Genomic DNA, 22,145 nt, shown 5'->3' with positions numbered 1-22,145 from the left:
AAAATCTCTGCCGTCAGGCCGCGCCCATCACCTGCCGCGCAATCACCACTTTCTGCACGTCGGAGGCACCTTCATAGATGCGCAGCGCGCGGATCTCGCGATACAGGCTTTCGATGATGTGGCCCTTGCGGACACCGTCGCCGCCATGCAACTGCACCGCCTTGTCGATCACCTCTTGCGCCTTGTCGGTGGCAAACAGCTTGGCCATCGCCGCCTCGCGGGTAACCCGCGCGGCACCCATGTCCTTGGTCCACGCGGCGCGGTAGACCAGCAGGGCTGCCGCGTCGACATCGAGCGCCATATCGGCGATATGGCCCTGCACCATTTGCAGCTCGGCCATCGGCGCGCCGAACAGTTTGCGCTCGGCCACCCGTTTGATGCTTTCATCCAGCGCGCGGCGGGCAAAGCCGAGTGCCGCCGCACCAACGGTCGAGCGGAACACGTCGAGCACCGACATAGCGATGCGGAAGCCGTCGCCGGGTCTGCCGATCAGCGCAGCGGCCGGCAGGCGGACCTGATCGAAAGACAGCCGCGCCAGCGGGTGCGGCGCGATCACTTCCAGCCGTTCGGCGATGCCGAGGCCCTTGGCGTCGCCAGGCACGAGGAAGGCGGAAAGCCCCTTGGCGCCCGGCGCCTCGCCGGTGCGGGCAAAGACGACATAGAGGTCGGCGATGCCGCCATTGGAGATCCACGTCTTCTCGCCGGACAGGACATAGCAATCGCCGTCGCGGGTCGCCGTCATTTCGGTGTTGGCGACATCCGATCCCGAGCGCGGTTCCGACAGGGCGAAGGCTGATATCGCCTTGCCGGCACGTGTCTTCGCAAGCCATTCCTGTTGCTCCGGCGTGCCGAATAGGCTGAGCGCGCCGGTGCCAAGCCCCTGCATGGCGAAGGCGAAATCGGCCAATCCGTCATGGCGGGCAAGCGTCTCGCGCGCGATGCACAACGTGCGGACGTCGAGTGGCCCCGGATTGTCCGTGTCGAGCGCCGTCGGCTTCAGCCAGCCGTCTCGCCCGAGCTTGCTGACCAGCTCGCGGCAGGCGGCGTCGACATCATGGTGGGAGACGGGCAGGTTTTTCGCGCACCATGCATCGAGGCGCTCGGCGAGCTGACGATGGCGGTCTTCGAAGAACGGCCAATGGAGGAAGGAACGATCAGGCATGGGTGCTTCCACCACTATTCCCCAGGCCCTGCGCTCCACGGCGCCCCCCTCTGTCCTGCCGGACATCTCCCCCTCTAGGGGGGAGATTGGCTGCGTCGGCGTCGGCGCCCTTCTTGAGACGTTGGCGATTTGCGAAGGCGTGCGTGACAGCCGATCTCCCCCCTAGAGGGGGAGATGTCCGGTAGGACAGAGGGGGGCGCTGTCCCGCCGACGTCTCCACGGAATGCATCATCCTCAATCCCCCTCGAACACCGGCTTTTCCTTGGCCACGAACGCCTTGTAGGCGCGCTCGAAGTCGCGGGTCTGCATGCAGATCGCTTGCGCCTGCGCTTCCGCCTCGATCGCCTGGTCGAGACCCATCGACCATTCCTGGTTGAGCTGCGTCTTGGTGATGCCGTGCGCGAAGGTCGGGCCGGAGACGATGCGCGCCGCCATGTCGAGCGCGTCGGCCTCCAGCGCTGCGGCATCGACCAGCCTGTTGTAGAAACCCCAGCGCTCGCCTTCATCAGCCGTCATCGTGCGACCGGTGTAGAGCAGTTCGGCGGCGCGGCCCTGGCCGATGATGCGCGGCAGGATCGCACAGGCGCCCATGTCGCAGCCGGCGAGGCCGACGCGGGTGAACAGGAACGCGGTCTTGGCTTCCGGCGTGGCGATGCGGATATCGGAGCTCATGGCAATGATGGCGCCGGCGCCGACCGCGACGCCATCGACGGCCGCAATGATTGGCTTGCCGCAATTCAGCATCGCCTTGACGAAATCGCCGGTCATGCGGGTGAAGGCGAGAAGCTGCTTCATGTCCATCTTGACCAGCGGGCCGATGATCTCGTGGACATCGCCGCCGGAGCAGAAATTACCGCCATTGGAGAGGAACACCACGGCGTCGACGTCGTCGGCATAGACGAGGTCGCGGAACGTGTCGCGGAGTTCCGCATAGCTGTCGAAGGTCAGCGGGTTCTTGCGCTCCGGCCGGTCGAGCCGGACCTTTGCGATCCTGCCCTCGACTTCCCACAGGAAATGCTTCGGCTTGCGCCCGGCCATTGCGGTCATTCGCGTCCCTCCCAGTTGCTGCGGAACGAGGTCAGCATGCCGGTCAGCCGGCGCGCGTCGTCCTCGCTGACCTTGCCCAGCAATTCACCGATCCAGCCCTCATGCGCCGCAGCGATGGTGGCAAAGGCCTGCGTGCCTTCCTCGGTTAGCCGCACCATCGACGTGCGGCGGTCGCCATTGCGCCGCGCGCGCGCGACAAGTCCTTCCGAAACCAGCCGGTCGACGATGCCCGTGACATTACCGTTCGAAACCAGCAGGAAGCGCGACAGGTCGCTCATCAGCATGCCTTCCGGCGCGCGATAGAGGGCGGCCATTACATCGAAGCGCGGCAGCGTCGTGTTGAAGTCCTTCTTGAGGCGCTCGCGCAGCTCGGCCTCGATCGTGCGCGACGCACGCAGCAGCCTGATCCACAGACGCAAGCGGTCCTTGCCGGGTCCCGACGGCGCGGGCAGGGGGCCGGCTACCATGTTTCGCCTCCTGAGATGGAAATCGCCTGTCCGGTTATCGACTGGGCGGCGTCGCCGCACAGCCACAGCACGGCGGCGGCAATTTCATCCGGCTGGATGAAGCGGCCTTGCGGATTGGTCGAGGCAAGGCTTGACCGTGCCTGCTCGACCGAGCGGCCGGTCTTCTGGATGATGCGCTGGATGGACTCCTCCAGCATTTCGGTCTCGACAAAGCCTGGGCACACGGCATTGACAGTCACGCCGGATTTCGCCGTCTCGGCCGCCAGCGCCCGCATCAGGCCGACGACGCCATGCTTGGCGGCGACGTAAGGCGCGACATAGGCGTAGCCTTTCAGCCCTGCCGTGGAGGCGATGAAGACAATCCGGCCCGTCTTGCGCGCGGCCATGCCGGCCAGCGCCGGTTTCACCGTCAGGAAAGCGCCGGTCAAATTGACGTCGACCGTCCGCTGCCAGTCGCTGAGCGCGGTTTTGTGCGCCGGGGCGCTGCCGGCCATGCCGGCATTGGCGACGACGATGTCGAACGGTCCGCGCGCTGCTTGCGCCGCCTCGTAGAGCGCCGCCACTGCCGCCTCATCGGTGACGTCCGCGGCGATGCCGTAGATGCGGTCGTTTTCCCCGGCCACCTTGGCGAGCTCCGCTTCCCGGCGGCCGCAGATGGTCACGTCGATGCCGGCACCCGCCAGCGCCAGCGCGATAACCCTGCCGACACCGGAGCCGCCGCCGGTGACCAGCGCGTGCTTGCCGGGGATCGTCGAGACGCTACTCATACTTTCAGCCCCGCCGCCGCGTCGCGCTCGGCCAGACGGTAGAGCTGGTCGCGTCCGGGCAGATAGGGATCCGGCCACTTCACGCCACGGTCGCCGAGCGTGACTGCGGCATGCAGCGTCCAGTAGGGATCGGCGAGATGCGGCCGTGCCAGCGCCACCAGGTCGGCGCGGCCGGCCATCAGGATCGAATTGACATGGTCCGGCTCGTAGATGTTGCCGACCGCCATCGTCGCCATACCGACCTCGTTGCGGATACGGTCGGAAAATGGCGTCTGGAACATACGGCCGTAGACCGGCTTTGCCAGTGCCGATGTCTGGCCGGCCGAGACGTCGCAAATGTCGACGCCGGCCTCATGCAGCAGCCGGGCGATCTCGACCGCGTCGGCTGGTGTGACGCCTTCGATGCCGACCCAGTCATTGGCCGAGATGCGCATCGAGATCGGCTTCTCCGCCGGCCAGGCGGCGCGTACCGCACGGAAGATTTCGAGGGGATAACGCATACGGTTTTCCAGCGAACCGCCATATTCATCCGTGCGCCGGTTGGTGACCGGCGTGATGAAGGACGACAGCAGATAGCCGTGCGCGGCGTGGATCTCGAGCATGTCGAAGCCGCAGCGATCGGCCATCTCGGCCGAGGCGACGAATTCGTCGCGCACTTTGTCCATGTAGGCGCGGTCCATCGCCTTCGGCACCTGATTCCCAGGCGACCACGCGACGTCCGAGGCCGCCATCACCGGCCAGTTGCCCGAGGTCAGCGGCACGTCGGTGCCCTCCCAGCCGAGCCGGGTCGAACCCTTGGCGCCGGAATGGCCGATCTGGGCGCAGATCTTCGCCTCGGTCTCGGTATGGACGAAAACGACCAGCCGCTTCCACGCCACCTCATGCTCGGGCGCATAGAATCCGGGACAGCCAGGCGTGATCCGCCCTTCCGGGCTGACGCAGGTCATCTCGATATAGATGAGCCCGGCGCCGCCCTTGGCCCGCTCGGCATAATGGGTGAAATGCCAGTCGGTCGGACAGCCGTCTACGGCCTTGTACTGCGCCATCGGCGAAACGACGACGCGGTTCTGCAGCCTCATGTCGCGCAGCTTGAACGGCGCGAACATCGGCGCGCGGCGCAGGCTGTTGCCGCCGGCGCCCGCCTGGCGCTGGAACCATTCTTCGGCGCTTTCAAGCCATTCGGCATCGCGCAGCCGCAAATTCTCGTGGCTGATACGCTGCGAGCGGGTCAAAAGCGAATAGTTGAACTGCACCGGATCGAGGCCGAGATAGCGCTCGACCTCCTCGAACCATTCCAGCGAATTGCGCGCCGCCGATTGCAGCTTCAGCACCTCGGTGCGGCGGGCGTCCTCATATCTACGGAAAGCAGCCTCGAGGTCCGGCTCGGTTTCGACATACTCGGCCAGCGCTACGGCGCTTTCCAATGCGAGTTTGGTGCCGGAGCCGATCGAGAAATGCGCCGATGCCGCCGCATCGCCCATCAGTGCGAGGTTCTTGTAAGACCAGCGCTCGCACAGCACGCGCGGGAAATTGATCCAGGCCGAACCACGGATGTGGTTGGCATTGGTCATCAGCGCGTGGCCGCCGAGATGTTTTTCGAAGATCCGCTCGCAGACGGCGATCGATTCCTGCTGCGACATCGCGCCGAAGCCGAAGGCAGTCCAGGTCTGTTCGCTGCACTCGACGATGAAGGTCGCGGTGTCGCTGTCGAACTGGTAGGCGTGCGCCCACACCCAGCCATGCTCGGTCTTCTCGAAGATGAAGGTGAAGGCGTCGTCGAACTTCTGTTGCGTGCCGAGCCAGACGAACTTGCATTTGCGGGTGTCGATGTCGGGCTTGAAGATGTCGACGAAGCTGTTGCGCGCCCTGGAGTTCAGGCCGTCGGCCGCGACGACCAGATCATGCGTCTCCATGTAGGGCTTGGGATCTGCAATGTCGGTCTCGAACATCAGCTTGACGCCGAGTTCGCGCGCCCGGCGCTGCAACAGGACCAGCAGCCGCTTGCGGCCGATGCCGCAGAAACCGTGCCCTGACGAGACCGTGCGCACGCCGTCATGGATGACGGCGATGTCGTCCCAGTAGGCAAAGTGCTTCTTGATCCAGACGGCGCTGACCGGGTCGTTTTTCGACAGATTGTCGAGCGTCTCGGCCGACAGCACGACGCCCCAGCCGAACGTGTCGTCGGCGCGGTTGCGCTCGAACACCGTCACATCGTGCGCGGCGTCCCTCAGCTTCATCGAAATGGCAAAGTAGAGGCCGGCTGGTCCGCCGCCGAGAACCGCAACCTTCATGTCTGCGATCTCCTCTTCGCTTGCTGGAGTTCAGTATCGCGCCGGCGACAAGATATTTCAAGCTTAAAGTTTTATATCAAAACGATTGTCCTGACATGGCGAAAGCGCGCCTGCGTGTCATCGCGCAAGCGCGCTGCCGGATCACTTTTCCGGGTTCTTCGGGCTCCACAGCACCGTCTCGGCGTCCTTCTCATAGGCCATTCCGTCGGGATAGCTGATCGCTTCCAGTTGCAGCCCCCACGGCGCCTGGAAATAGAGGATGGTCTGGCCGGCGGCCGGCCCTTCCTTGACCGGCAGCGGCCCCATCCGCGTCTTGACGCCCTTGCCTTCGAGATAGGCTTTGGCGGCAGCGACGTCGTCGACATAGAAGGCTATGTGGAAGCCGCCAATGTCGCTGTTCTTCGGCGTCAGGTCCTTCTGGTCCGGTGCGGTGTATTTGAACAGCTCTATGTTCGATCCATAGCCGCAGCGGACCATGGTGACCTCTTCGATCACCGCCTTCGGGTCGACGCCCAGGAGATCCTGCATGAAGGTGCCCTTGTCGTCGGCGAACGGACCGAACGACATCGCCTTCTTGCAACCGACCACTTCGGTGAAGAAGTCGACCGCTTGCTTCATGTCGGGAACGGTGATGCCGGTGTGGTCGTGGCCGCGCATGCCCGGGATCGAATCCGCCGAGGCTATGCTGGCGCTGCCGAGCATCGCGGCGGCGAGCGTTGCAATTGCGATTGTCGTCTTCATGTCAGTCCTCTCCATTTGACGGGACTTGGGTCTTTGTGGTCGCACGTCCGAGGCCCGCTCTTCGGCGTGCGTATGCATTCATGTCGGCGCCTTGGCGGCGGCGGGGATGTCCAGCCATCCAGCATCGATCTCGGGCAGCGGAATGGCCGCGATGAGATCGCGCGTGTAGGCCTGCTGCGGCTTGTCGAATAAGGCGTCGGTGGCGCTCGCTTCGACGATCACGCCTTCGCGCATGACGATCACTTGCCGGCACAGCCGCCGAATGACAGACAGATCGTGGCTGATGAAAGCGACGGTCAGCCCCATTTCCGCCGCCAGCTTCTCCAGCAGGGTCAGGATCTGCGCCTGGGTCGACACATCCAGCCCGGAGACGATCTCGTCGGCCAGCACGAATTTCGGGGACAGCGCCAGCGCCCGCGCAATGCCGACGCGCTGGCGCTGGCCGCCCGACAGTTCGTGCCGATAGCGGCTGGCGAAACTTTGCGGCAGGCCGACACGCTGCAGCGCCTCAGCCACGCGCGCCTTGAGATTGTCGCCGAGGCCATTTTGCTTGAGTGGCGCGGCGATAATGCTGGCAATGGTGCGGCGCGGGTTGAGCGACGACATCGGATCCTGGAAGATCATCTGCAGATTGCGGCGCAGAGGCCGCAGTTCCGCTTCCGGCAGATGGGTGATGTCGCGGCCGTCGAAAGTGATGCTGCCTGCGCTGGGTTCCAGCAGGCGCACCAAAGCGCGGCCGAGCGTCGACTTGCCGGAACCGGATTCGCCGACAATGCCGGTCACCGAGCCCCGCGGCAGGTCGAAGTCCAGGCCCTTCAGGATTTCGACCAATGGCGCGCGGCCGATCAGTGGCTTGCGCGTCATGTCGGGCAGCGCGACCTTCAGCCGACGCACGGAAAACAGCGGCTCAGCCATGCGACCGCCTCCAGGCCTGGTCTGCGGCGGCGATCTCCGAGGCAAGCCCGGCCAGAACCGCCTCGTCCACCGGCTTCAGCGAGGCGAAAGGATCGGTGTAGCGCGGCGTCGCCGCCATCAGCGCTCGCGTGTAGGGGTGCTGCGGTGCTGCGAAGAGGGCAGCCGTGTCGGCCTCCTCCACCACCTTGCCGGCATAAAGCACCGAGACCCTCTGGCTGATCTTGGCGACGACGCCGAGATCATGGGTGACGAACAGGATCGCCGTGCCGTGTTCGCGCTGCAATTGCACGATCAGCCGCAGGATCTGCTTCTGCACTGTGACGTCGAGTGCCGTCGTTGGCTCGTCGGCGACGATCAGCCTTGGCTCCGCGGCGAAGGCGGCGGCGATCAGCACGCGCTGGCGCATGCCGCCGGAAAGCTCGTGCGGATAGCTTTTCAGCACGCGGTCGGGGTCGCGGATCTGCACCTCGTCGAGCAACTGCCGAATGCGGGTATCGGCCTTCTCGCCGCTCCAGCCGAGGATGCGCACCAGCCGGTCGGTCATCTGCGGGCCGATGCGCCGCGACGGGTTGAGCGCGGTCAGCGGATCCTGCGGGATCAGCGCCGTGCGTGCCCCGATCAGCGTGCGTCGCGCCTTGGGCTGAAGCTTGCCGAGGTCTTCGCCTTCAAGCAGCATGTCGCCTTCGACAATGCGCACGCTTGACGGCAGCACACCGAGCACCGCCTTGCCGATCATCGTCTTGCCGGCGCCGCTTTCGCCGACCAGCGCGCGAACCTCGCCGGGCTGGACGGCAAGCGACACCGAGCGCAGCACGCGCTGGCCGTTGGGCAGCACGGCGCTAAGATCCCTGATGTCCAGACAGATCGCACTCATCGCAGCACCGGATCGAAGCGCGTCTTCAACGCCTCGCCGAACTGGCTGAACGACAATACGGTCAGGATCAGCGTGACCAGCGGGAACACCAGCACCCACCAGGCCTGATGGATCGACAGCCGGCCCTCGGCGATGATGCCGCCCCAGGTCGGATCGTCGGTCGAGATCGACAGATTGACGAAGGACAGGATCGCCTCGACGATGACGGCGATGCCCATTTCCAGCGACAGCAGCGCGACGATCGACGGCACCACATTGGGCAGCACCTCGCGCAGCATGATGCCGATGCGGCCATAGCCGGCGATGCGGGCATTCTCGACATAGTCCATGCGCGACTGGCCCATCGTCTCGGCACGGATCACCCGGCAAAAACGCGTCCAGTCGATGATGGCGATGGCCAGGATGACGGAACTGAGGCCGGTGCCGAGCACCGCCACCAGCAGGATGGCGAACAGCACTGGCGGAAATGCCATCCAGACATCGACGATGCGCGAGATGATGCGGTCGGCCCAACCGCCGAAATAGCCGGCGATCAGGCCCAGCGCCGAGCCGACCAGGCACGCCGCAATGGCCGCGGCGAACGCGACGATAAAGGCGATGCGGCCGCCGAAGATCAGCCGGGACAGAAGATCCCGGCCAAGGCTGTCGGTGCCGAGCCAGTAGCCGGGATCGGCACCGGCCATCCAAAACGGTGGCAGCCGCTCCAGCATCAAATCCTGCGCCAGCGGATCCTGCGGCGCGACCAGCGGCGCGAAGATCGCCGCCAGAAGCGCCAGCAGCAGCCAGCCGCCGGCCAGCCACAGGCGTGGCGGCACACCTCGCCTTCGAGCACGGCCCTCATCCATGGCGCAGCCTCGGATTGAGCAGCGCGTACATCATGTCGACGCTGAGGTTGATCAGCACGAACAGCAGCGCGAAGACCAGCACGATGCCCTGGATCAGCGGCAGGTCGCGGTTGATGACGGCATCGATCGCCATATTGCCGAGGCCTTCATAGGAGAACAGCCGTTCGACGATGACGGTGCCGCCGATCAGGAAGGTGAACTGCACGCCGACCAGCGTCAGCGTCGGCAGCGCTGCGTTCTTCAGCGCCTCGCGCAGGATGACCTGCGTTTCCGAAAACCCCTTCACCCGCGCCAGCACGACATAGTCGAGGTCGAGCACTTCCTTCAGCGACTGTTTCAGCAGCTGCGAGATGATCGCCGCCAGCGGCAGTGCCAGCGCCACGGCCGGCATCAGCATGTGCTTCAGGAGATCCCAGGTCAGGTCGAGGCGCAGGCGCAACAGGCTCTCGAACAGATAGAACTGGGTGACGAAGGGCAGGTCCAGTTGCGGCGACACCCTGCCGGAAATGTCGAAGATCGGCACCAGCACGCCGAACAGCAGGATCAGCACCAGGCCCCACAGGAAGTCGGGAATGGAAAGCGCAGCGCCGCTGGCGATGTCGATGCCGGCCTCGACCGCCGTGCCGCGTTCGCGCGCGCCGATGATTGCCGTCGTGCCGCCGATCGCCACCGCCATCACAAGCGCGACGATGGCAAGTTCCAGCGTCGCCGGCAGCCGGTTGAAGACGAGGCCGAGCACATCCTGCCGCAGCGAGATCGAGGTGCCGAAATCGCCCCTGGCGACGCCGGACAGCCAGATGAAGAACTGCTGCACGATGGTCTTGTCGAGGCCGTAGAGCGCGCGCAGCCGGGCGATGTCGGCATCCGTAGCACCAGGTGGCAGCATCATGGCGATCGGATCGCCGGGCGCGACGCGGATCACGACAAAGACGACGACGGCCACGCCGAACAGCGTGATCAGCATCGTCAGCAGACGGATCAGGAATCGTTGCAGGAGCATTCCGGCGTAGGCCTACTGCGTTTCGGTGGCTGGAACGAAAACCCCCTCATCCGGCCGCTTGCGGCCACCTTCTCCCCGAGGGGAGAAGAGGTCGCCGACGGCTGAGCCAGTCTCTTCTCCCCAGCGGGGAGAAGGTGGCCCGAAGGGCCGGATGAGGGGGCCTGCGTCGTTCAAGAAGACACGCCGTCTCGCGAACGGCGTGCCCTCCCATATTGGTCAGGCCGGGGTCATCAGCGCCGGCAGCAGCGCGCCGGACACATGCTGCACCACATTGACGCCCTTGGCATGCACGATCGGCTGCGCATACTGCATCAGCGGCAGCACATAGGCCTGCTCGGCGATGTATTTGTCGACAGCCTTCCAGCCGGCGATGCGCTTGGCCTCGTCCTTTTCGCCCCACAGCGGGTTGATCATGTCGATCAAATCCTGGCTGTCCCACACCGAATGCGGGCTCGGGCCGTACATGGCAAAGCCGGTCGAGGTGGTCGGATCGCCGATGGCGTTGCCCCAATTGTAGAAGGCGGCCGGCGCCAGCTTGTCGGCGGCGCGCAGCTCGTAGTGCTTGGCGATCTCGTAGACTTCGATCGTCGCCTCGATGCCGACCTTGCGCCACATGCCGACGATCGCCTGGATCATCTCATAGTCCTTGGGCTTGAAGCCCTTGGTCGTCTGGATGGTGAACTTGACCGGCTTTTCCGGCGAATAGCCGGAAGCAGCCAGCAATTCCTTGGCCTTTTCCGGATTGTGCTCGACCTTGATCGACGCGTCGTAGGATGCGTATTCCGGCGTTTCCAGCGTATCGATCGGCTGGCCGTAGCCGCGCAGCAGGCGATCGACCAGCAGCTTCTTGTCGACGGCCATCACGGCGGCCTGGCGGACGTTCTTGTCCAGCATCGCCTCGATGTCGTTGAAGAAGATCATGCCGATGTCGGAGACGTTCTTGCAGGAGCCTGCCAGCCCGTCCTTGGCGATCAACCGGTCATACTCCTCATAGGGGATTTCCAGCGTCACTTGCGAGGAGCCGGATTCGATCTCGGCGACGCGGCTCGCCGCGTCGGCGACGAACTTGATCGTCACATTCTCGAAGGCCGGCTTGCCGCCCCAATAGTTCGGGTTTGCCTTGAGCCGCAGGAAGGCGTTGCGCTCGAACTTTTCGACCATATAGGGGCCGGTGCCGATCGGCGCCTTCTCGAAACCTTCGGCGCCGACCTTCTCGTAATAGGCCCTCGGCATGATGTAGCCGGTCAGGAACGACATCCATTTGAAATAGACCGGGTCGAACTGCACGACGTCGCCGGTGATCTTGTTGCCGTCGATCTTGAAGTTGTTGACGTTCTTCCAGACGAACTGGATCGGGTTGCCGGTCTTTTCGTCGCCTGCCCGCTGCAGCGACCAGACGACGTCCTCGGCCGTGAACGGCGAGCCGTCATGCCAGGTCACGCCTTCGCGCACCGTCATCATGATCTTGGTGCGGTCATCGTTCCAGCCCCATTCGGTGAGCAGGCCAGGCGCGAAGGACAAATCGGGCTTCTGCGGGATGAACTGGTCGAACACCGACTGGTAAAGCCCCTGGATGGTCGGGTTGACGGCCGACGGGCCGGTGGTCGGATCCCAGGATGGCAGGTTGACGTTGTAGGCGATGGTCAGTTCGCCGGCCGCTGCCTTGGCGATCTGCGGCAGGCCGACGGCGGCCGCCCCGAGTGCCGCGGCGCTGTATCCCAGCAATTCACGTCTGTTGATTGTCATGGTCGTTCCCCTTGTTGGTTTTGTTTCTGCGCGGCGTCTTAGGTCATCGGTTCAGGCTTCTTGGGCAGCAGCGCCTTGCCCCTCGTAGCCTCAAGGAAATCCTCGGCTCCTACCTCCCGCCAAGCTGTTGTGCGAGCATGAAGCCCGACGCCGCACCGGTGCCGGCGCCCGGCCATGTCGCGGCCCCGGTGAGGTGCAGATTGGCCACCGGCGTGTTCCATCCGGCATAGCCACGCGCCGGCCGGAACAAGAAATTCTGCGCCAGATGATGGCTGCCGCAGACCTGATCGCCGCCGACGAGGTTCGGGTTCTCGCGCTCGAGATCGATGGGCGAAAACACGGCCCGGCCAAGGATCTGGTTTCGCAGGCCGGGCGCATAGGTCTCGATGATGTCGAGGGCACGCTCGGCGTAGGCTTCCTTCACCTTGTCCCAATGGTCCGGTGCGATCTTGCCGGCGGCATCGCCCAGGATTTCGGCGGGCAACATGCGCACCTGCACCCACAGCACATGCTTTCCCTCAGGCGCCCGCGATGGGTCGATCGCCGTCGGCTGGCCGACGACCAGCACCGGCTCGTCCGGCAGCATGCCCGCCATCGCCTGCTGATAGGTGCGCGACATGGCGTCGAGCGACGGCGACAGATGCACATAGGCGAACTGCCGAAGCTCCGTTCCGGCGCGCCAGTCGGGCAGATCGTCCAGCGCCAGATGGATCATCATCGTGCCCGGCGCATGGCGGAACTTTTGCATCGCCGTGTCGAAGCCGGCGTCGCCCGAACCATTGGGCAGCAGCTTACCAGTCAGCGCCTTGGGCGCGACGCTGGCAATGACCGCCTTGGTGGCGGTATGCGTCTCGCCCGAAGCGAGCCGCACGCCGGTCGCCTTGCCGGCGGAAACCGTGATCTCGGCCACTTCGGCATCGGTGACGACCTTGCCGCCGGCGGAGGTCACCATGCCCGAGATGGCCCGGATGATGGTGTCGGCGCCGCCCTTGCCCAGCACCATGCCGAAACTCTGGTTGGCCATCGATTCCAGATAGGGGAACACAGCACCGCCGGCGATGTCGGGCGCGAAGTCGAGATGCATGCCCCAGGTGGCGAGCGTTGCCCTGATATGCGGCGACTCGAAATTCTCCTCCAGCCAGGCGCGGGGCGAGGACAACAGCAGGCGGCCCGTATCGAGCGCCCCGGACATGCCCTTCTTGCGCCACAGGTTCCACGCCGTCCCGGCAAGCGCGCGGGCGCTCATCGGCGATCCCAGCAGCCGGGACAGGTGTTCGGCCTCAGCCGGGAAGGCGGCAACCAGCCTGCGCCATGTCTGGGCGTCGGCGGCGGAGAAGGCGGCGATGCGCGCGGCGGTCTTTTCCAGGTCGTTGCTGACGCCGAACCAGCGTCCGTCGGGGAAGGCGCTGGCGAAACAGTCGGCGACCGGGGCGAATTCCAGCCCCTGCACTTTCAATTCATTTGCATATTTCCGGTGGAAGGCCGAGCCGGCGAAGAGGCTCAGATTCATCGCGCCGAAATCGTGGCGAAAGCCAGGGAGGGTGAATTCGCGCGTCTGGACGGCGCCGCCGATTGCTGCGCTGCGCTCGAAAATCCCGGTTTTCCAGCCTTTGAGCGCCAAATGCGCGGCGCATGCCAGACTGTTGTGGCCCGCCCCAACAAAGATGGCGTCGAACTCGCTCACGCCCCGTCCCCATTTCCTTTATGCTTAAAGATAATTGCAGATGCATATGTTTTCGTCTAGTAGGATATTAAAGGGCCGAGACGAGCCTTGATCATCACACGAAAGAGGGAACTTCAAACCATGGATACGCAAAAACTCCTCGGCGAAGTCGCCAGCCAGCTTCTTTCAGGCGCCATCAAGGTGGTCGACCTGTCGGCGCCGCTCGGGCCGGACACGCCGTTGATCAAGCTGCCGCCGGAACTCGCCGTCGACACGCCGAAGGTCGAGATCCACAACATCTCCCGTTACGACAAGAACGGTCCGTGGTGGGCCTGGAACTGGCTGAAGCTCGGCGAACATTCCGGCACGCATTTCGACGCGCCGCAGCACTGGATCTCCGGCAAGGATTATCCGGACGGCGCCACCGACACCATTCCGGCGCAGAATTTCGTCGGCCCGGTCAATGTCATCGACTGTTCGAAGGAAGCCGCCGCCGACCACGATTTCCTGCTCACCGTCGACCACATCAAGGCCTGGGAAGCCAAGCATGGCGCGATCAATGCCGGCGAATGGGTCGTGATGCGCACCGACTGGTACAAGCGCAACGGCTCGGAAGCCGAGTTCCTCAACGCCAACGAGACCGGCCCGCACACGCCCGGCCCGACGGCCGAAGCCATCCAGTTCCTGATCAGCAAGGACATCAAGGGCTGGGGCTCGGAGACGATCGGCACCGATGCCGGCAAAGCCGGTGGCATGGAGCCGCCGTTCCCGGCGCACACGCTGATGCACAAGGCCAACCGCTACGGCCTCGCCAGCCTTTGCAACCTCGACCAGTTGCCGCCGAAGGGCGCCATCCTGATCGCGGCGCCGCTGAAGATCGAGCACGGCACCGGCAGCCCGATCCGCGCGCTGGCGCTGGTTTCGAAGGGCTAAGCGAAAGCGTTTGCCGTGAGCCAGCCGGATCACATCATCGTCGGCAGCGGCATCAACGCGCTGGTCTGCGCGGCGATGCTTGGCGGCAAAGGGGCGCGTGTGCTCGTCCTGGAGCGCAACGACCGCATCGGCGGCTGCCTGCGCACCGAGGAGATCACCGCGCCCGGCTTCATCCATGATGTGATGGCGACGACCTTCGTGCTGTTCATCACCTCGCCGGCCTTTGCGGCACTGGGCGCCGACCTCGCACGGCACGGGCTGGAGTTCTGCCACACCGGCACGCCGACCGGCGTGCTGCGGCCGGACGGCAGCCATGCCGTGCTCAGCATAGACCGCGCCGCCAACGTCGCCGCCCTCAACGCAATCGCGGCAGGCGACGGTGACCGGCACGCGGATGATGTCGGCGGCATCGAGCGCAATGCCGGCCTGCTGTTCGGCCTGCTCGGCGGCAGCCTGTGGTCCTACCCGACCGCCAGGCTGCTGGCCGGTGATGGCTGGCGGCGTGGCCCGCGCGGCCTTGCCGCCTTTCTCGGCGAGGCACTGGTACCGGCGCGCGGCTGGCTGGAAAGCACCTACCAATCCGAAACCGTCCGTGCGCTGTGGGCACCCTGGGTGCTGCATGCCGGACTTGGGCCGGAAGACGCATTCTCCGGCCAGATCGCCAAGGTGATCGCCTTTGCACTTGAGGCAGCCGGCGCGCCGATCGTCAAGGGCGGGGCGCAGAACCTGCTGGCCGCCTTCGAGGCCCTGATCCGGGAACGCGGCGGCGACATCCGCACGGGAGCCGATGTCAGTTCGATCGTTCAAAGCAATGGCCGGGCAACCGGCGTGCGGCTGGTCTCGGGCGAGACAATCACGGCCAACAAGGGCGTCATCTGTTCGGTTACACCGACGCAGCTCTATGGCAGGCTGCTTGGCGCGGATGCTCCCAAAGCCGATGTCGAGGCGACGCAAAAGTACCGCTACGGCAAAGGCAATTTCCAGATCCACTACGCCTTGGACAAACCGCCCGCATGGCGCGGCGAAGGCCTGGACAAGGTCGCGCTGCTGCACCTGACGCCGGGGCTGGATGGCGTCTCGAAAGCCTGCAACGAGGCGGCGCGCGGCATGCTGCCGGAGGTGCCGACCATCTGTGTTGGCCAGCCGCATGCGCTCGACCCGTCGCGCTGCCCCCAGGGCAAGGCGATCCTCTGGCTGCAACTGCCCGAGGCGCCTCGCCACATCAAGGGCGACGCCGCCGGCAAGCTGCTGGCACCGGCAGATGGGCAATGGACCGATGCGCTGCGCGAAGCCTATGCCGATCGCGCCGAGGCGATCCTCGCCGGCCACATCGACGGCTTCAAGGACAGCGTCATTGCGCGGCGTTCCTATTCGCCGGCCGATCTGGAGGCGATGAACATCAACCTGGTCGGCGGCGACCCCTATGGCGGCTCCTCGACCATCGACCAGTCCTTCCTGTGGCGGCCGTTCAAGAGCAGCCGCAACCATCAGACCGGCATCAAGGGTCTCTACCATATCGGCGCCTCGACCCACCCGGGCGCGGGTCTCGGCGGCGGTTCCGGCTTTCTCCTGGCGGGGAGGCTGTGATGGAAGAGAAGGTCGCGGAAAAGCGCCAGTGCATTTCGACCCTGGGACAGATCGGCCTGCAGCAATTCGCGCCCTATCTGATGAACCGCATCATGGGCCGCTACAACGCCACCTTGCGCGACGATTTCCGCAAGCAGGGCCTGACCATTCCGCAGGTGCGCACGCTGGCCGTGCTGTCGGTCACCGACGGCATCACCGTCAACGACCTCTCGGTCTATACGGTGATCGAGCAGTCGACCTTGAGCCGGACGCTCGACTCACTGGAGGGCCAGGGCCTTGTGCGGCGCGAGCAGGGCGTCACCGACAGCCGCATCCGCCATGTGTTCCTGACCGATGAGGGCCGCGCCGAATTCGCGCGCGCCTGGCCGGCCATGCATGACGCCTTCGAGACGATGTTCGACGATATCGACGACGCCGAATATTCCGCGCTCATCTCGACGCTTTTGAAGATGCTGAAGAACATTCGCAAGCACGATATCTAGCATGACCCCGAAAAGTGGATCCCGGTTTTCGGAAGAGGTCATGCTCAAGCAGATAGACCTACGCGCCGCCAACCCCGGGCGGTAACGGAAGGGAGAAAAAATGGCTGAACGGTCTTTTGCCAAGGAAGTCGAAAAACTCCGGCTCGGCGCCGGCGAGGAATTTGCCGGCGAAGGCATCCTCGCCATCACCAAGGCGCTGCTGCAATGCGGCGTCGGCTATGTCGGCGGCTATCAGGGCGCGCCGATCAGCCATCTGATGGACGTGCTGGCCGACGCGCAGGACATTCTGGGCGAGCTCGGCGTGCATTTCGAGGCCAGCGCCTCGGAAGCCACCGCCACCGCCATGCTGGCCGCCTCGGTGCACTACCCGATCCGTGGGGCGGCCACCTTCAAGTCGACCGTCGGCACCAATGTCGCCTCCGACGCGTTGGCCAATCTGGCTTCCGGCGGCGTCACCGGCGGTGCGCTGATCATTGTCGGCGAGGATTATGGCGAAGGCTCCTCGATCATGCAGGAGCGCAGCCATGCCTTCGCCATGAAGAGCCAGGTCTGGCTGCTCGATCCGCGACCCAACCTGCCATCGATCGTCAAGGCGGTGGAGGATGGTTTCGAGCTGTCGGAGATTTCCAACACGCCGGTCATGCTGCAGGTTCGCATCCGCTGCTGCCATGTCCACGGCCATTTCATCGCCAAGGACAACAAGCGGCCGCCGATGACGGTCGCCGATGCACTTGACGCCCCGCGCCGCGACACCGGCCGCATCGTGCTGCCGCCCGCTTCCTTCCTGCATGAGAAGGAGAAGGTGCAGAAGCGCTGGCCGGCGGCGGTGGACTTCATCGCCAGGAACAAGATCAACGAGTTCTTCGGCTCGGATCATGGTTCGGTCGGCATCGTCATGCAGGGCGGCATGTACAACTCGGTCATCCGCGCGCTGCAGCGGCTCGGCCTTGCCGACATTTATGGCGACACCGACGTGCCGCTCTATGTGCTCAATGCCGTCTATCCCTTGATCGATGACGAGTTCCTGTCGTTCTGCGAGGGCAAGCAGTCGGTGCTGGTCGTCGAGGAAGGCCAGCCCAACTACATCGAACAGGCCTTTGCCTCGATGCTGCACAAGGCGGGCCGCGGCACCAGGCTGGTCGGCAAGGAGTACCTGCCGATGGCCGGCGAATATACCGGCCAGGTCATGCTCGACGGCATCGGCGCCTTCCTGCGTGCTGAGGCGCCGCATCTGTTGCCGGGCGAGGTGCGGGCGCCCAACAAGGTCGGTGACGGCGTCGACGCAGCCGACCTGATCAACGTCGTGCCGGGCCGGCCGCCGGGTTTCTGCATCGGTTGCCCGGAACGTCCGATCTTTGCCGCGACCAAGCTGGTCGAGCAGGAACTCGGCAAGCACCACATCGCCTCCGACATCGGCTGCCATCTGTTCTCGATCATGCCGCCTTTCGAGCTCGGCGCCACCACCATGGGCTATGGGCTGGGGCCGGCTTCCGCCTCGGCGTTCAATTCGCCTGATGCCAAGCGCCGCTCGATCTCCTTCGTCGGCGATGGCGGCTTCTGGCACAACGGCCTGACCTCCTCGATCGGCAATGCGGTGTTCAACAAGAACGACGGCGTCATCGTCATCGTCGACAATTTTTACTCGGCCGCGACCGGCGGCCAGGACATCCTCTCGTCCCGCGCGGGCAACAAGACCAAGTCGACGAAACATCCGATCACCGAGGCGGTGAAAGGCATGGGCGTCAAATGGCTGCGCCATGTCGACCGCACCTATGACGTGACCAAGATGCAGGACACGCTGCGCGAGGCGCTGACGACGGAGGAGAAAGGGCCGAAGGTCATCGTCGCTTCGTCCGAATGCATGCTCAACCGGCAGCGCCGCGAAAAGCCGCTGGTCGACAAGGCGATCAAGGGCGGGACCCGTGTCGTGAAACCAAAGTTCGGCGTCGACGAGGACATTTGCACGGGCGACCATGCCTGCATGCGGCTGTCCGGCTGTCCCTCGCTGTCGGTCAAGTCAACAGACGATCCGCTGCGCGACGACCCGGTCGCGCATATCGACCAGAGTTGCGTCGGCTGCGGCAATTGCGGCGAGGTCGCCGATGCGGCAGTGCTGTGCCCATCCTTCTACCGCGCCGACGTCGTGCACAATCCGAGCCGCTGGGATCGCTTCCTGGAAGCCGCGCGCCGCGCCACCATCAGCCTGTTGCAGCGCCGCCGCGAAAGCCGGCGCCTGACCTTCGCCGATGCTTGACGCCGTCCCCCCACTTCGCGCCCACGCCGGCGCTCAGGATAGTGAGCGCGTCATCAGGCTCGCAGTGCTGGCGGTCGGTGGCCAGGGCGGTGGCGTGCTCGCCGACTGGATCACCGACGTTGCCGAGCGCAACGGTTTTGTCGCGCAATCGACCTCGGTCGCCGGCGTCGCCCAGCGCACCGGTGCCACCATTTACTATGTCGAGATGGCCCGCGATACCGGCCGTCTGCCGGTCTTCGCGCTGTCGCCCTCGCAGGGCGATGTCGACATCCTGATCGCCGCTGAACTGATGGAAGCCGGCCGCGCCATCATCCGCGGCTTCGTCACGCCCGAGCGCACCACGCTGATTGCCTCGTCGCACCGCATCTCCGCCGTGTCGGAAAAGATCGAGCCGGGCGACGGCCGGGCTTCGTCCTCCAAGGTGCATGCTACGGCGGAAGCCGCATCGAAGCGCTTCATCGCTTTCGACATGGAAAAGATCGCAGCCGACAATGGCTCGATGATCTCGGCCAGCCTGCTTGGTGCGCTGGCGGGGTCCGACGCGCTGCCGTTCACCCGCGAAAGCTACGAACAGGCGATCGGTGCTGGCGGCCGGGGCGTCAAGGCCAGCCTCGCCGCCTTCGGTGCTGCGTTTGACCGCGCGCGCGGCACGGCAGCACCGGCGCCGAAGCCGGCTGAGCCCGCAATTGTCGAATCTGCCTCGGGCACAGGACAGGTGAGTGGCCCGCTAAACCTGCTTCAGGGCTGGCAGGCCTTGGCCGCCCGCATCGATCTGTTGCCGGTGGCCGTGCGCGACATGGCGCTTCGGGGCTTGAGAAAGGTCGTCGACTATCAGGACATCGCCTATGGGCGCGAGTATCTCGACCGGCTGGACAAGGCCGTCGCGCTGGACGGGCCGGTTCAGGGCTACGGCCTGTCGATCGCTGCCGCAAAGCATCTGGCCAACGCGCTATGCTACGACGATATGATCCGCGTCGCCGATCTCAAGACGCGCTCGACGCGCGGCAAACGCGTGCGCCGCGAGGTTGGCGTCAAGGATGGCTCGATCCTTCAGGTGACCGAGTATTTCCACCCGCGCATCGAGGAGTTCTGCGGCACGCTGCCAGCGGGTCTGGGCAGCTACATCGAGGACCGGCCGAAGCTCGCCGCCTTTCTCGATCGCCGCATCAACCATGGCCGCCGCATCCGCACCGACAGTTTTGCCGGCTTTGCAGCCTTGTGGTTCATCGGCGGCCTGCGCCGCTGGCGCCGCAGTCTGCTGCGCCACAAGGTCGAGGTCGCGCATCTCGACCGCTGGTACGCGCTGGCACTCGGCCATGTTCCCCAGGATTACGCACTGGCCGTCGAAATCCTCAATTGCCGCCGGCTGATCAAGGGCTACAGCGACACCCATGTCCGGGCACAGTCGAAATTCGACCGCGTGCTGTCCGCACTCGATCTGGTCAAGGGCCGCACGGATGCCGCCGACTGGATCCGCCGCCTGCGCGAGATGGCGCTGAAGGACGAGAAGGGCGACATGCTGGACGGTGCGCTGAAGACAGTGGCGACACTGGGGCCGGATACGATCTAGCGGGCATCCACAGATTGGACTGGCGCCAGCCCGCGCAACGGCACCGCTTCCGGGAACAGATGCAAGAGCCCTGAATCGACGCGCCGACGCAGATGCGCATCCACTTCGGCTCGATCCTGACAACCATGGAACCTGCCGCCGCAATGGTCGCGCAGGCGCACGAGATCGGCCATGACAGGCGACATCGGCAGGCCGGCGGCGTCGAGCAGGCTTGCGCTGAGGAAGCCGACGTCGAGCGGCGCCAGGTCAGGCATCGGGTGGCGCAGTGGATGGTTGAAGGTGGTGAGCGTGTAGAAGGTGCGGTAGGCGAGCGAGCCTGGCGTCGCCAAGGCGTCGTCGCCGGCGATGGCGTCGACGAACGGCTTGGTCGCCGACGACTGGTGATCGCCGAACTCGAGCACCACGGCGCCGCGTTGGCCGGCATCCGCTTGCCTGTTGTCGAGGAAATCCTGGAAATCGCCGCGCGCCACCGCCATCCGGCGCAGATATTCATTGGCCTGGAAATCGCCCGAGAAAGGCTCGCCCTCGACCTTCATTTCAGGCTCCATCCGCCCCTCATAGGGTGAGTGCGGAAACATGGTCTGGATTTCGAGGAACAGCGGCCGGCCGTCTTCCTTGCGGTGCCTGGCGATGAACGCCTCGGCTGCGTGATAGTAGAAGTTGTCGCGCAGGTGATAGAAGGGCGCGGCGATGTCCTTGATGTCGAGCACGGTCTCGAAACCGATCGATTTCAGGAACGGCCCTTCATTGACGAACGAAAAGTCCATCGGCGTCATCACGACAGTTCGATAGCCGCAGCGCGCCAGCACCTCCGGCAGGGCTCCTGCGACCTTGTCCTGCAGGGTGATGGTCAGATAGGGGCTTCGCCAGCCGAAATCGGTGGCCGACAGGCCGGTCATCAGCGACAGATTGGTGATCCAGGTGCCGCCGCCAAACGTCTCGACCTGCATCGGATGCGGCGTGCCGGCCCCCGGTGCGAATCTTTGCAGGAATCCCGCGCCGTTGCCGACCTGCGGAAAATAGCCGGGATCGGACTGGCTTTCGCTGAGCACGAAAAAGACGTCGGGAAGATCAGCCCGCTCGCCGCAATCGACCGTGTCGGCAAAAGGCGGCTGCGGCGCGACGGCTTGCAGCCGCTTTTCGAAGCCCGATTCAACAACCAGGTTGTGCAAATCCAGCAGCGAAACGAAGAAGGCCGACATGTGCCGGCCCTGCATGTAGTAGAAATAACGGTCCTTCGAGGCCTCGGCCGGAAAGGTCAGCGGCACCAGAACGACGAGCGCCGCCATGACCAGGACGCGTGCCGATACCGGCCAGCCGATTTTTCGATCGATCCGGAACAGAAGCACCGCCGCCGTAATGCCGAGCCCCAGGGCAATGACGACCGGTGCGATCAGATGGAGGTAGGAGCCGAGCAGGAAGCGGTACACTTCCGGATCCTTCGACACGAAGACCGTGTCGTAGAAGTGCAGCGAAAACCCCTTCATCCTGAACTTGATCGCCGAAACCACGGTGACGAAGGCAATGCCCATCCAGGCGAGATAGACGGAAAAGGCAAGGCGCCCCGAAGCCAGGAACAGAAGTCCGGCAAGGGCTGCCACCAGCGCCAGCGAGAACGGCACCGACAGCCATTCGTGCTCGGCCCGTCCGGCGGCGAAGACACCGGCTAGGCTGACCACGGCCAGCGTCAGCGGATGACAGAGCAGCCGACCAAGATTGTGAAGCTGAGCCACAGATTTTCCCATGAATATGCCTGAGCATAGTTTCGGGAAACTCTTCGATTATTCGTAGGCTAAGAACA

General features: G+C 64.8%; 18 protein-coding genes. 5 read left to right on the top strand and 13 right to left on the bottom strand.

Translation table 11 applies throughout. The features are described from left to right. Positions 1-13 precede the first annotated feature (13 nt). The 12 genes from MESCI2_RS0129740 to MESCI2_RS0129685 all read right to left on the bottom strand — a co-directional run bounded on the left by MESCI2_RS0129740 (position 14) and on the right by MESCI2_RS0129685 (position 13,539). Positions 14-1,162 (bottom strand): acyl-CoA dehydrogenase family protein, encoded by a 1,149-nt coding sequence (locus MESCI2_RS0129740; RefSeq protein ID WP_027039646.1) that lies wholly within the window; start codon positions 1,160-1,162, stop codon positions 14-16. Positions 1,163-1,396: 234 nt separating this feature from the next. Next, a complete protein-coding gene (locus MESCI2_RS0129735) occupies positions 1,397-2,209 on the bottom strand; it encodes an enoyl-CoA hydratase family protein (protein ID WP_027039645.1) in 813 nt (270 codons plus the stop codon). Next, on the bottom strand, positions 2,206-2,676 hold the full coding sequence (locus MESCI2_RS0129730) for a MarR family winged helix-turn-helix transcriptional regulator (protein WP_027039644.1): 471 nt from the start codon (positions 2,674-2,676) through the stop codon (positions 2,206-2,208). The genes MESCI2_RS0129735 and MESCI2_RS0129730 overlap by 4 nt, the downstream gene beginning before the upstream one ends. Then, complete coding sequence (locus MESCI2_RS0129725; protein ID WP_027039643.1) at positions 2,670-3,443, bottom strand: SDR family NAD(P)-dependent oxidoreductase; 774 nt, start codon at positions 3,441-3,443, stop codon at positions 2,670-2,672. The genes MESCI2_RS0129730 and MESCI2_RS0129725 overlap by 7 nt, the downstream gene beginning before the upstream one ends. Then, positions 3,440-5,734, bottom strand: coding sequence for a bifunctional salicylyl-CoA 5-hydroxylase/oxidoreductase (locus tag MESCI2_RS0129720; RefSeq protein ID WP_027039642.1), 2,295 nt, complete (start codon positions 5,732-5,734; stop codon positions 3,440-3,442). Before MESCI2_RS0129720 ends, MESCI2_RS0129725 begins: the two co-directional genes overlap by 4 nt. A gap of 141 nt (positions 5,735-5,875) precedes the next feature. Continuing rightward, positions 5,876-6,475: a VOC family protein gene (locus tag MESCI2_RS0129715; RefSeq protein ID WP_027039641.1), complete on the bottom strand. Its 600-nt coding sequence runs from the start codon at positions 6,473-6,475 to the stop codon at positions 5,876-5,878. 78 nt (positions 6,476-6,553) lie between these two features. Beyond that, positions 6,554-7,390: an ATP-binding cassette domain-containing protein gene (locus tag MESCI2_RS0129710; RefSeq protein ID WP_027039640.1), complete on the bottom strand. Its 837-nt coding sequence runs from the start codon at positions 7,388-7,390 to the stop codon at positions 6,554-6,556. After that, the gene (locus MESCI2_RS0129705) at positions 7,383-8,264 is read right to left on the bottom strand and encodes an ABC transporter ATP-binding protein (protein WP_027039639.1); all 882 of its coding nucleotides are present in this window, start codon (positions 8,262-8,264) and stop codon (positions 7,383-7,385) included. Before MESCI2_RS0129705 ends, MESCI2_RS0129710 begins: the two co-directional genes overlap by 8 nt. Further along, positions 8,261-9,109 carry an ABC transporter permease gene (locus tag MESCI2_RS0129700; protein WP_027039638.1) on the bottom strand — a complete coding sequence of 283 codons (849 nt, stop codon included), beginning with the start codon at positions 9,107-9,109 and terminating at the stop codon, positions 8,261-8,263. The genes MESCI2_RS0129705 and MESCI2_RS0129700 overlap by 4 nt, the downstream gene beginning before the upstream one ends. Further along, the gene (locus MESCI2_RS0129695; RefSeq protein ID WP_027039637.1) at positions 9,102-10,109 is read right to left on the bottom strand and encodes an ABC transporter permease; all 1,008 of its coding nucleotides are present in this window, start codon (positions 10,107-10,109) and stop codon (positions 9,102-9,104) included. The genes MESCI2_RS0129700 and MESCI2_RS0129695 overlap by 8 nt, the downstream gene beginning before the upstream one ends. A 216-nt stretch (positions 10,110-10,325) precedes the next feature. Then, entirely contained in the window at positions 10,326-11,855 is a 1,530-nt protein-coding gene (locus MESCI2_RS0129690; protein WP_027039636.1) for an ABC transporter substrate-binding protein, read from the bottom strand. Between the two features lie 109 nt (positions 11,856-11,964). Beyond that, a complete protein-coding gene (locus MESCI2_RS0129685) occupies positions 11,965-13,539 on the bottom strand; it encodes a phytoene desaturase family protein (protein ID WP_027039635.1) in 1,575 nt (524 codons plus the stop codon). Positions 13,540-13,659: 120 nt separating this feature from the next. Between MESCI2_RS0129685 and MESCI2_RS0129680 the strand changes: the two genes are divergently transcribed. From MESCI2_RS0129680 to MESCI2_RS0129660, 5 genes are all read left to right on the top strand, one after another. Further along, positions 13,660-14,451 carry a cyclase family protein gene (locus MESCI2_RS0129680; protein ID WP_027039634.1) on the top strand — a complete coding sequence of 264 codons (792 nt, stop codon included), beginning with the start codon at positions 13,660-13,662 and terminating at the stop codon, positions 14,449-14,451. A gap of 15 nt (positions 14,452-14,466) precedes the next feature. Next, positions 14,467-16,038: a phytoene desaturase family protein gene (locus MESCI2_RS0129675; protein ID WP_027039633.1), complete on the top strand. Its 1,572-nt coding sequence runs from the start codon at positions 14,467-14,469 to the stop codon at positions 16,036-16,038. Next, complete coding sequence (locus MESCI2_RS0129670) at positions 16,038-16,520, top strand: MarR family winged helix-turn-helix transcriptional regulator (RefSeq protein WP_027039632.1); 483 nt, start codon at positions 16,038-16,040, stop codon at positions 16,518-16,520. The genes MESCI2_RS0129675 and MESCI2_RS0129670 overlap by 1 nt, the downstream gene beginning before the upstream one ends. Positions 16,521-16,620: 100 nt before the next feature. After that, positions 16,621-18,774, top strand: a complete 2,154-nt coding sequence (locus MESCI2_RS0129665) for an indolepyruvate ferredoxin oxidoreductase subunit alpha (RefSeq protein WP_027039631.1) — start codon at positions 16,621-16,623, stop codon at positions 18,772-18,774. Further along, positions 18,767-20,344: an indolepyruvate oxidoreductase subunit beta family protein gene (locus tag MESCI2_RS0129660; RefSeq protein WP_027039630.1), complete on the top strand. Its 1,578-nt coding sequence runs from the start codon at positions 18,767-18,769 to the stop codon at positions 20,342-20,344. Before MESCI2_RS0129665 ends, MESCI2_RS0129660 begins: the two co-directional genes overlap by 8 nt. Here MESCI2_RS0129660 and MESCI2_RS0129655 read toward each other — a convergent pair. Continuing rightward, on the bottom strand, positions 20,341-22,077 hold the full coding sequence (locus MESCI2_RS0129655; protein WP_245270494.1) for a sulfatase-like hydrolase/transferase: 1,737 nt from the start codon (positions 22,075-22,077) through the stop codon (positions 20,341-20,343). The two genes, MESCI2_RS0129660 and MESCI2_RS0129655, sit on opposite strands and share 4 nt — an antisense overlap. Positions 22,078-22,145 lie beyond the last annotated feature (68 nt).

Origin of the sequence: Mesorhizobium ciceri WSM4083 (genome assembly GCF_000519305.1) — a bacterium.
Lineage (GTDB): Bacteria > Pseudomonadota > Alphaproteobacteria > Rhizobiales > Rhizobiaceae > Mesorhizobium > Mesorhizobium ciceri_B.
This window is presented reverse-complemented; position numbering and strand designations above follow the sequence as displayed.

What these genes read in the sequence shown, in the direction of transcription:
- MESCI2_RS0129660 (WP_027039630.1), top strand. Translation starts at nt 18,767, where the DNA reads ATGCTTGACGCCGTCCCCCCACTTCGCGCCCACGCCGGCGCTCAGGAT.
- MESCI2_RS0129690 (WP_027039636.1), bottom strand. Translation starts at nt 11,855, where the DNA reads ATGACAATCAACAGACGTGAATTGCTGGGATACAGCGCCGCGGCACTC.
- MESCI2_RS0129735 (WP_027039645.1), bottom strand. Translation starts at nt 2,209, where the DNA reads ATGACCGCAATGGCCGGGCGCAAGCCGAAGCATTTCCTGTGGGAAGTC.
- MESCI2_RS0129695 (WP_027039637.1), bottom strand. Translation starts at nt 10,109, where the DNA reads ATGCTCCTGCAACGATTCCTGATCCGTCTGCTGACGATGCTGATCACG.
- MESCI2_RS0129665 (WP_027039631.1), top strand. Translation starts at nt 16,621, where the DNA reads ATGGCTGAACGGTCTTTTGCCAAGGAAGTCGAAAAACTCCGGCTCGGC.
- MESCI2_RS0129720 (WP_027039642.1), bottom strand. Translation starts at nt 5,734, where the DNA reads ATGAAGGTTGCGGTTCTCGGCGGCGGACCAGCCGGCCTCTACTTTGCC.
- MESCI2_RS0129730 (WP_027039644.1), bottom strand. Translation starts at nt 2,676, where the DNA reads ATGGTAGCCGGCCCCCTGCCCGCGCCGTCGGGACCCGGCAAGGACCGC.
- MESCI2_RS0129670 (WP_027039632.1), top strand. Translation starts at nt 16,038, where the DNA reads ATGGAAGAGAAGGTCGCGGAAAAGCGCCAGTGCATTTCGACCCTGGGA.
- MESCI2_RS0129710 (WP_027039640.1), bottom strand. Translation starts at nt 7,390, where the DNA reads ATGGCTGAGCCGCTGTTTTCCGTGCGTCGGCTGAAGGTCGCGCTGCCC.
- MESCI2_RS0129680 (WP_027039634.1), top strand. Translation starts at nt 13,660, where the DNA reads ATGGATACGCAAAAACTCCTCGGCGAAGTCGCCAGCCAGCTTCTTTCA.
- MESCI2_RS0129700 (WP_027039638.1), bottom strand. Translation starts at nt 9,109, where the DNA reads ATGGATGAGGGCCGTGCTCGAAGGCGAGGTGTGCCGCCACGCCTGTGG.
- MESCI2_RS0129725 (WP_027039643.1), bottom strand. Translation starts at nt 3,443, where the DNA reads ATGAGTAGCGTCTCGACGATCCCCGGCAAGCACGCGCTGGTCACCGGC.
- MESCI2_RS0129705 (WP_027039639.1), bottom strand. Translation starts at nt 8,264, where the DNA reads ATGAGTGCGATCTGTCTGGACATCAGGGATCTTAGCGCCGTGCTGCCC.
- MESCI2_RS0129715 (WP_027039641.1), bottom strand. Translation starts at nt 6,475, where the DNA reads ATGAAGACGACAATCGCAATTGCAACGCTCGCCGCCGCGATGCTCGGC.
- MESCI2_RS0129740 (WP_027039646.1), bottom strand. Translation starts at nt 1,162, where the DNA reads ATGCCTGATCGTTCCTTCCTCCATTGGCCGTTCTTCGAAGACCGCCAT.